Below are 6,567 nucleotides of genomic sequence, written 5' to 3' on the forward strand. Positions count from 1 at the left end.
ACAGGACAGTGAAACACCTTAGCGCCGATGATAGTGGGCGTACGCCTGTGAAAGTAGGTCATTGTCAAGCTCTTATATCGAAAACCCCCACTCGTGATCGAGTGGGGGTTTTTTTTGTTCAATTTATGTATACATAAATAAACTCTATTTATTGCCAGATTGATAAATAAAATTTATTAAAAAATAATAAAAAATAGCTTATGTTAATATGGGTAGGTCTTTATCATTAAAAGTGATTCATGCCTAATACAACACCCTATAAAACGACTCTTCGTACTATACATATCCCTGGCCAAGAGCCATTAGAGATTTTTACATTATTAGATAGACAGCAGTTCTACGACCCATTAGGGGCGGCTGAACGTTTAGGTATTTGCTCGGCAGCTTGGCCTTTATTTGGGATGTTGTGGCCTTCTGGATTACAGTTAGCTATCAAAATTGCAAAAAAGCCAGTCGATCCAGACCAGCGGATTTTGGAAATAGGTTGTGGGCTGGGTTTAGCTAGTATGACAGCACATCGTTTAGGGGGTAATGTGACCGCTAGCGATCGTCACCCTTTAGCACATCGTTTCTTAGCTAAAAACCTATTAAATAATCATTTACCATCTATGTCTTTTCGTTATGGCCAATGGGGCAGAGAAGAACCCGTTTCATTGGTAGATACAGGATCACCTGTTTTATCTGAACGTTATGACTTAATTATGGGCAGTGATCTTCTTTATGATCCTTCTAGTCCAGCTCAGGTCGCTCAGTTTATTCATCAACATGCTTCAGCTAAATCTGAGATTTGGGTTATGGACCCTAATCGCGGTTATAGGAATCGTTTTACAAGAAAAATGGCGATGTATGGTTTTGATTTAAATGAAGATAAAAAAATTCAACGTCCTTTTAAATACAATGAAAACGATAATGCTGAGCCATACTCTGGTCGGTTCCTTTTGTATAAACGGGATATAGATCATGTGTAATGGTTGATTGTTGCTAGAAAAGCAATAGTTTATTGATAATGAGAATGATTGCTATTTGCTATTTTGGTTGTTAGAGTGTAGCTAGATGATTGGTGAAACTAACACAGAGAAATTATGCAAAAAGTAATGAAAGACTTAACTGTACAGCGCGTGCGTCATGACATAGTCGTTAGAACTATAATCGTAGAGAGCGTAGAGAAACTGGCTAATAATTATGTACGTATTCGGTTTGTAGGTGACGATTTAATTGGCTTTGTCTCATCAGGTTTTGATGACCATGTGAAGCTTTTTTTTCCACAGCAAGATAACGCACCTGTAGTTCCTCAGTTAACAGAAAATGGTTTATTTTTTCCAGAGGATAAACCTAAACCGGCTGCTAGAGACTATACACCACGCGCTTTTGATCAAAAATCATCGTATCTTGAGATCGATTTTGTGTTGCATGAGCAAGGTCCTGCTGGGATGTGGGCTAAAGCAGCATGCATAGGCGATGCTTTAGTCATGGCTGGGCCTAGAGGCTCTATGGTGGTGCCGATTGAATATGATTGGCATTTATTAGTGGGTGATGAGACAGCACTACCTGCAATAATCCGGCGTTTGCATGAGCTACCCGATCACGCACAGGTCGTAGTGGTCCTAGAGACAGAAGCCCCTCAGTTGCAAGCCTTATTGCCACCACATGTAAATTTGCAGTTGGTTTATGCACAAAGGGTAGATTCACAAAGCCATTTACCCCAACTGGTCAGAGAGCTTAGATTGCCAGATGGGGAGGGCTTTGCCTGGGCAGCAGCTGAATCATCTGTTGTTAAAGCTATACGCCAAGAGCTTGTCGATACGCATGGGTTAGCAAATCATCAGATTCGCGCTTCCAGTTATTGGCGTAGAGAGGATGAAAGTGAAAAGCAGCAATAGTACATGCTGTTAAGCAACTCTTCTACAGGTATCTTTTTATTGATATACCGTTATTTCTTTAGATTGTTTGATTCAACGATAGCTTTAACGCCGATTGTAATGATCGCCATGCTTGCTAAAAGGAGTGCGGCGCTAAATGCTCCGACTACTTTGTGATCTTCATTGAGCTGCTCGACTAATAAGGCAAGAGTTAAGGTTTGCCCTCGTATCGCTCCAGAAACAACGGAAACTGCCCCAAATTCACCGATGGCTCGGGCATTGCTAAGAATGACCCCATATAACAAGCCCCATTTTATTTTAGGCAACGTGACGTGGTAGAAAATTTGCCACCCATTAGCACCCAAAGTAAGGGCTGCTTGTTCTTGATCTGAACCTTGCTCGGCCATCAAGGGAATTAAGAGTCGAGCAATAAATGGGCTAGTCACAAAAAGCGTCACCATGACTAAGCCAGGCCATGCAAACATTAATTGAATATCATGAGTGGATAGCCATTGACCGAAATAGCCCTCTGCCCCATATACCACCAGATAGCATAAGCCTGCGACAACGGGCGAGGTAGCATAAGGAATATCAATCAAGGTCATCAATAACTGTCGGCCTTTAAAGCGATAGTGTGTCACACTCCATGCTAAGAAAACGCCAAAAATCAAATTGACAGGCACGCTAATGGCCGCAACAAGTAAGGTAAGTTGAATTGCATGACTCATGTCTGAGTCAGTAATGGCTTGCCAAAAACCTTGAATACCTTGGCTGAATGCTTGGCTTACGATGAGCAGCAAAGGCAGAACTAATAAAATAAAAACCAGAGCAAGGCTTAGGACAATAAGGCCTCGTTGAGTGGAGTTCAATTTGCTTTTCATGGCTAGTGTTTTTTATCGAATAAGCGATTTTGGACGATTTGCAAACCAAATAATAATAAGAGTGAGGTCGCTAACACAACAGAGGCAATAGCGGCAGCCGATGCATAATCATATTCGGCTAAACGCACAAAAATCATAAGAGAAGACACTTCTGTTTGATAAGGAGTATTGCCTGCAATAAAAATAACCGCACCAAACTCCCCTAAACAACGAATAAATGCTTGAGAGGCACCGGTCACTAAGCCTGGTAGGAGAAGCGGTAAAATGACATAGTAAAAACGTTGCCACGGTTGCGCCCCTAAGGTTTCAGCGGCTTCATCAAGCGAGTTATCGATATTTTCGATGAGTGGCTGAACAGATCGCACTATAAAAGGCAGACTAGTAAAGCTCATTGCTAAGACAATACCAGGCCAAGCAAAAGCAATTTTTATGCCTAGTGCATCAAAATAATGACCTAACCAACCATTAGGAGCAAATAGCGTAGCCAATGTAAGTCCTGCAACGGCAGTAGGTAATGCAAAGGGCAGATCAATCAGACCATCAACAATACGTCTGCCTACAAACTCATAGCGGCTTAGTACCCACGCTAACAGCAGCCCAATTAGGCTGATAAATAGCGTGGAAATTAAGGCAGCGCCAACCGTTGTTTTGTAGCTAGCGATGACTCGGGGGTGGCTAATAGCAGCCCAGTATTCAGCCAGACTCATGTCGCTGACGTACATGAGTAAGGCCGACAGGGGTAATAGGATAACTAAACTAATATATAAAACACTGACGCCCAAGCTTAAACCAAAGCCAGGTAAAACCGCTTTTTGTTCGATGAAGCGCCAGTTAAATGCTGAGGTAGACATTATAGGGATTTGATTGCTATAGGATTATTTAGCGAGTAGTTGATCAAGTACACCACCTGCTGCAAAATGCGTGTCTTGAATTTGATCCCAAGTGCCCAATACATCGGTTGGGTTAATTAAACGTACTGTAGGTAAATCACTTTTTACGCTGCTGTCATGAACTCTGTAGTTGTAACGGCTTAATAGTTCTTGGGCAGGGGTTGCATAGAGGTAATTAAGGTAGGCTTTAGCTAGATCACCACTTTTTTGACGCTCGGTGACTTTTTCTACCACCGCAATAGGAAATTCGGCTAGAACACTTACAGGGGGAACAATAATTTGAAAATCCTGTGCTTTAAACTCATCGCCGTTTGCAATATTGATAACCTCAGACTCAAAGGTTAATAAGGCATCACCTTGATCATTATTGGCAAAGGCAACCGTAGCTCCACGTCCGCCTGTGGGGAAGTTCTCTACATTACCTAATAGTTTTTGTACAAAGTCTTTGGTTTTTTCTTGATCGCCTTTAAACGTTTCATTCGCAAAGAGCCAAGCTCCTAAATAACTATAGCGGGCATTCCCGGAGGTTTTAGGATTAGGGAAAACGATTTTTACATCATCTCGAATTAGGTCATCCCAGTTTTGAATGTTTTTAGGGTTATCTTTTCGTACTAAAAAAGCAGTGGTGCTGTAATAAGGGGATGCATTATTAGCAAACTGTTGCTGCCAGTCTTTGGCTACAAAGCCTCTTTTAGCTAGTACATCAATATCAGTAACTTGGTTAAACGTGACTACATCTGCCTTTAGGCCTTGCATAATTGCTTGAGCTTGTCGTGATGTGCCTGCATGGGATTGCTCTATGCTGATGTCTTGGCCTGTCTCTTGTTTCCAATGTTGGACAAAGAGGGGGTTATATTCCGCAAAAAGTTCACGCGCAATGTCATAAGACGCATTTAAGAGCTTATCGGTTTGTGCTGCTACCTGCAGAGGCACAGCTGCAACAAGACCAACTAGAGCAAGACGAGAAACAACTGGCTTAAACATAAAGCAACATCCCTTTTACACAAATAAGTTTTATGATGAATGGACTCTATTGTGCGCAGTCTTCTTATATGCATAAACGACCTTTTCTTTGTTTGCTTATTCTTTTTTGATCTATTTGCTTATTCTTAAATCATATAAACAAAGGTTTTTTTATGCCATAGAATAGAGTGGTTTTTACGTTCTATACAGACAAAAGCTATGTCAATTACTGTGCAGCATATTTCTCGACGCTTCGATGATTATCAGGCCTTAAATCAGATCTCTTTAGATATAGAGTCGGGAGAGCTAGTGGCCCTGCTTGGGCCATCGGGCTGTGGTAAAACGACGCTATTACGCATTATTGCGGGGTTAGAGTCCGCAGACAGCGGTCGTATTTTATTGAATGGTCAAGATACAACGGACGTACCTGTCCGAGAGCGAGGTATTGGCTTTGTATTTCAAAACTATGCATTGTTTCCCTCGATGACTATTGCCGATAACATCTCTTTTGGGCTGCGTATGCTACCTAGGGCAAAGCGACCAACTAAGGCAGCCATTAAAAAAACGGTATCAGATTTGCTTGATTTGGTTCAGCTGTCAGGTTTAGCCGATCGTTATCCTGCTCAGTTATCGGGAGGCCAACGTCAACGAGTGGCCTTGGCTAGATCCCTAGCAGTTAAACCCCAAGTGCTCTTATTAGATGAGCCTTTTGGTGCATTGGACGCTAAGGTTCGTAAAGAGTTGCGTCAGTGGTTGCGTGAACTACAACACGAATTAAAAATTACAAGTGTGTTTGTTACTCATGATCAGGATGAGGCGGCCGAAGTCGCTGACCGTATTGTGGTTATGAATAAAGGGCATGTAGAGCAGATGGATACTCCTACACAATTATTTGCTCAGCCAGCGACCGCTTTTGTGCGGGATTTTTTAACGGTTTAGTTCGTTTAGTCGATGCTGTTACCGTAATGAAGTCTTAGCTTGTGCTGTTCGTTTGTAAAAGGTGGGACAGATGAATAGTAAGTGCTTGCTGTTGTTGCTCGGTATAGGGTTTGACAGGTACTTTACCCCATACCGGTTGGGGCCATGCTGCATCGGTGGTGTGTCTAGCAATAATATGTAGATGCAACTGTGGCACCATATTACCCAATGCAGCCATATTTATTTTATCTGCTTGACTAAAGGCCGCCATTGTTTTGGCAACAAAACTGGACTCTTGAAGCAGCAGCTGCTGATCGTGTTCTGATAGCTCATAAATTTCACGTATATCAGCACGGCGAGGCACTAAAATTAGCCAAGGATAATGGCTATCGTTCATGAGTAATACATCACACAGGGTTAAATGGCCTAAATAGATAGTGTCAGCAGCAAGAGTTGGGTGTAAGTGATACATTAATACGTGTCCATGATAAAAAGTCGTTAGTGTATGAGTATGCCTCTTTCATCGTCTAAACAAAATCGTATTAAGTATTATGTGCCAGGGCAAGCTCCTCAGCGTCTTGATACGATTGATTCTCGTCCAGAAAAAATAAGTAATAGCGTGTTGTGGATTAGTTTGTCTGATCCAAATGTGGCGGAGCTAGAGCGTTTATTGCCCCAGTTTACGTTGCAGCAACGCGTGATAGAGGAAATGCAAACCAAGCATCGACGTCCTAAAGTCGTAGAGTACGAAGGCTTAAGCTTGGTGGTGGCTATTACTTTTACAGCAGAGCAAGGTGTATTACGTTTTGGGGAAACTCAATTGCTTTTTGGCGATGGTTTTTTAATTAGCGTGTGGCGTAATACCGAGCTAACAGATCAGGAAATACAAGGTTATTTAGAGGAAAGCCCTGACTTAATTGCTCGTGGGGCAGATTATATTGCTGCAGAAATTTTGGATTTTATCAGATTACGTCGAAACCCTCTTCCTTCAGGTGGAGGATGTAAGACGTTGCCGCAAAACGCGGCAAGATATATTCAATCAGCACGTGCGCCACA

The 6,567-nt window shown here is 42.2% G+C and carries 7 protein-coding genes and 1 pseudogene; 4 read left to right on the forward strand and 4 right to left on the reverse strand.

All coding sequences use genetic code 11. From position 1 onward, the window contains the following. Positions 1 to 239: 239 nt before the first annotated feature. Complete coding sequence (locus Q0Z62_RS10330; RefSeq protein WP_269900092.1) at positions 240 to 968, forward strand: methyltransferase; 729 nt, start codon at positions 240 to 242, stop codon at positions 966 to 968. A 114-nt stretch (positions 969 to 1,082) separates the two neighbouring features. Further along, positions 1,083 to 1,880 carry a siderophore-interacting protein gene (locus Q0Z62_RS10335; protein WP_269900091.1) on the forward strand — a complete coding sequence of 266 codons (798 nt, stop codon included), beginning with the start codon at positions 1,083 to 1,085 and terminating at the stop codon, positions 1,878 to 1,880. A gap of 50 nt (positions 1,881 to 1,930) precedes the next feature. Here the strand turns inward: Q0Z62_RS10335 and cysW are convergent, their stop codons facing one another. Genes cysW through cysP form a run of 3 tightly spaced genes read right to left on the reverse strand, consistent with a single transcriptional unit; the run spans position 1,931 to position 4,614 of the window. Further along, positions 1,931 to 2,740 (reverse strand): sulfate ABC transporter permease subunit CysW, encoded by an 810-nt coding sequence (gene cysW / locus Q0Z62_RS10340; RefSeq protein ID WP_298054242.1) that lies wholly within the window; start codon positions 2,738 to 2,740, stop codon positions 1,931 to 1,933. 2 nt (positions 2,741 to 2,742) lie between these two features. Continuing rightward, positions 2,743 to 3,591: a sulfate ABC transporter permease subunit CysT gene (cysT, locus tag Q0Z62_RS10345; protein ID WP_298054245.1), complete on the reverse strand. Its 849-nt coding sequence runs from the start codon at positions 3,589 to 3,591 to the stop codon at positions 2,743 to 2,745. A 24-nt stretch (positions 3,592 to 3,615) separates the two neighbouring features. Then, positions 3,616 to 4,614 (reverse strand): thiosulfate ABC transporter substrate-binding protein CysP, encoded by a 999-nt coding sequence (gene cysP / locus Q0Z62_RS10350; RefSeq protein ID WP_298054248.1) that lies wholly within the window; start codon positions 4,612 to 4,614, stop codon positions 3,616 to 3,618. Between the two features lie 198 nt (positions 4,615 to 4,812). On the opposite strand from cysP, the pseudogene Q0Z62_RS10355 reads away from it, so the two are divergent. Continuing rightward, positions 4,813 to 5,523 (forward strand): annotated as a pseudogene (locus Q0Z62_RS10355) (sulfate/molybdate ABC transporter ATP-binding protein); the annotation flags it as partial. A gap of 43 nt (positions 5,524 to 5,566) precedes the next feature. Here Q0Z62_RS10355 and Q0Z62_RS10360 read toward each other — a convergent pair. Next, a complete protein-coding gene (locus Q0Z62_RS10360; protein ID WP_298054251.1) occupies positions 5,567 to 5,983 on the reverse strand; it encodes an HIT domain-containing protein in 417 nt (138 codons plus the stop codon). A gap of 33 nt (positions 5,984 to 6,016) precedes the next feature. Here Q0Z62_RS10360 and Q0Z62_RS10365 point away from each other — a divergent pair. Continuing rightward, positions 6,017 to 6,567, forward strand: a 551-nt coding sequence (locus tag Q0Z62_RS10365) for a CorA family divalent cation transporter (protein ID WP_298054254.1), incomplete at its 3' end; no start/stop codon positions are given.

The organism is uncultured Paenalcaligenes sp. (genome assembly GCF_947630565.1).
Taxonomy (GTDB): domain Bacteria; phylum Pseudomonadota; class Gammaproteobacteria; order Burkholderiales; family Burkholderiaceae_B; genus Paenalcaligenes; species Paenalcaligenes faecalis.

Excerpts from the sequence above, each read along its gene's own strand:
- cysP (WP_298054248.1), bottom strand. The coding sequence starts at position 4,614 with ATGTTTAAGCCAGTTGTTTCTCGTCTTGCTCTAGTTGGTCTTGTTGCA.
- Q0Z62_RS10360 (WP_298054251.1), bottom strand. The coding sequence starts at position 5,983 with ATGTATCACTTACACCCAACTCTTGCTGCTGACACTATCTATTTAGGC.
- Q0Z62_RS10330 (WP_269900092.1), top strand. The coding sequence starts at position 240 with ATGCCTAATACAACACCCTATAAAACGACTCTTCGTACTATACATATC.
- cysW (WP_298054242.1), bottom strand. The coding sequence starts at position 2,740 with ATGAAAAGCAAATTGAACTCCACTCAACGAGGCCTTATTGTCCTAAGC.
- Q0Z62_RS10335 (WP_269900091.1), top strand. The coding sequence starts at position 1,083 with ATGCAAAAAGTAATGAAAGACTTAACTGTACAGCGCGTGCGTCATGAC.
- cysT (WP_298054245.1), bottom strand. The coding sequence starts at position 3,591 with ATGTCTACCTCAGCATTTAACTGGCGCTTCATCGAACAAAAAGCGGTT.